Source organism: Moorena sp. SIO2C4, from assembly GCF_010672485.1.
GTDB lineage: Bacteria > Cyanobacteriota > Cyanobacteriia > Cyanobacteriales > Coleofasciculaceae > Moorena > Moorena producens.
In genome coordinates, this window is the sequence record NZ_JAAHGN010001250.1 from 1 (window position 1) to 1,985 (window position 1,985).

1 protein-coding gene and 1 pseudogene are annotated in these 1,985 nt (G+C 42.4%); both read left to right on the forward strand.

What is annotated here, in order from left to right:
• Positions 1–757 (forward strand): annotated as a pseudogene (locus tag F6K20_RS36220) (poly-gamma-glutamate synthase PgsB); the annotation flags it as partial.
• Positions 718–1,710: a poly-gamma-glutamate biosynthesis protein PgsC/CapC gene (locus F6K20_RS36225; protein ID WP_287298054.1), complete on the forward strand. Its 993-nt coding sequence runs from the start codon at positions 718–720 to the stop codon at positions 1,708–1,710. The pseudogene F6K20_RS36220 and the gene F6K20_RS36225, both read left to right, overlap by 40 nt.
• Positions 1,711–1,985: the final 275 nt, after the last annotated feature.

Here is a 1,985-nt window from a genome sequence, read left to right on the forward strand (position 1 = left end):
TATGGCTGAAGACCTGAAAGGATTTAGTGCTGTGGCTATAGAAGATAATGTTGCGATCGCACTAGAAGTAGGAAAGCTATTGGGAGTTCCTCGTAAACGGGCGGTTCAGGCTATGTGGCAGACTCTCAATGATGAGAGTGCTCTGAAACTGGAATCCTTTAATTGGCGAGATACTGGCATCGTTTGGGCTAACTTGTTTGCGGTCAATGACAGGGAAAGCTTTAATTTACTTTGCGATCGCATTTTTAACCAATATCCTGACCACGCCAAAGTGGTTTTACTCAACAACCGTTCCGATCGACTACCACGAGTAGCGTTATTCGCCAATCTTGCTAAGAGCTTGAGCTTTGATCGAGTGGTTACTATCGGAAGCTGCGAAGCAGAAGTACAAAAGTTATTCGCCAGTGAACCAGAACGTTTAGTGTTACTGGGTGACTCTACTCCGTTTAAAGATGCTCCTGGGACGACCTTACTAACCCAAATTACTGAAATCATAACGGAGCAAAAGATTCTGTTGGTGGGAGCTGTCAATATCCATACTCCTCAAGCCCAAGAACTCTTAAGTTTATTCCAAACCTTAGTCCAGGCTGCAAAATTGGAAGCAGTACCAAAACCGAAACAGAAAAAGAACAAACAGCAAAGGAACCAACAGAAACGACTCAAACAGAAACGACTCAAACAGAAACGATTCAAACAGAAAAGAACCAAACAAAAAGTATGTTCGAAACCATCAATACGTCAGAAATCACTCGTTTAGCCTTGCTGATTGGGGCTTATTCAGCCCTTCATTACAAAAAAACTGAAGGGGTAATCCCAGGGGGAATTATTGTTCCAGGGCTTTTAGTGGTAAGCCTAATCTTGTCGCCGATGTGGGGGATTAGCTTAATTGGATTGGCGTTTGTTTTATATGCTTTTTATCAATGCTACTTTAAACAATCGTCCAAACCTCGAACACCAATGTATATTTTGGCAATGATATCCCTATTTTCAGTTTATCCGATTGCCATCCTATACGACAGCTTAGGCTGGATGGAATTATCCCAGGATAGTCTGACCGGTAGTTTGCTCCCCGCTATCATTGCCTTTAGTTGGCTTAAACAGAAGCGGTTGAAGGTTCTACAAGGTATTGGTATCACTACCCTATTTACAGGGGGAATAGTGGCGACAATTTATTGGCTGGGTTGGTCTTGGCTCGATCTCGATTTTAATATTGTTCATCCTGCCTATGCCGATCAACTGGATATTGAGTTCAATTATCCGATGTTTCAATTTGGGATAGTACTGCTCTTAGGTTACTGGATTTACCAAAAGTCATCAGTACGATCCGGTGGTTATATTGTGCTTTCCGCTGCTGCTGCTTTGTTAATGGAACCCCTTAGTGCGGTGGCTTTTTTGCTGGGATGCCTGTTAGTTGGTACGTTAAGTTGGTTTATTTCTCGCTATAGCCTGATCATAGGACTTAATCGTTATAGTTTAGTGTTATTTATGAGTGTAGTCTATGTTTGGGGTGTGGAATTATTAGTACTGCTAGTTAATCCGACATTAGTTCCCTTCCGGGGCTTAAATCTATTAGTTGTAATTGCGATGATATCATTGGTTAATGATTTGCTATTGTATTGGAAACAAGGAGGGGGAAAGTATATGAGTCTTATTGGTTTGGTAGCAATTGTTATTCATGTATTAGCAAATAAGATAGCGTTTTTATTTTAAATGTGACCGTAAGCTATCAGCTATCAGCTATCAGCTATCAGCTATCAGCTATCAGCTAATGCGCTACGCGCACGCTACGCGAACGTAAGCATTCAGTTATCAGCGATTAGCGCTACGCGCACGCTACTTGAGGTGCTATCAGCTTTGTGGCACAGGCTTCGACGCATCGGACCTAACTCAAATTAAACGAATACTTAGCCCTTTTCTTGATGCACTCGCTCACGGTAGGGGCTGCATCGCTTATTCGCGCATCACCTCAAGTAGCGTGCGCTATG

Coding starts and splice junctions, on each gene's coding strand:
- F6K20_RS36225 (WP_287298054.1), top strand. CDS start 718: ATGTTCGAAACCATCAATACGTCAGAAATCACTCGTTTAGCCTTGCTG.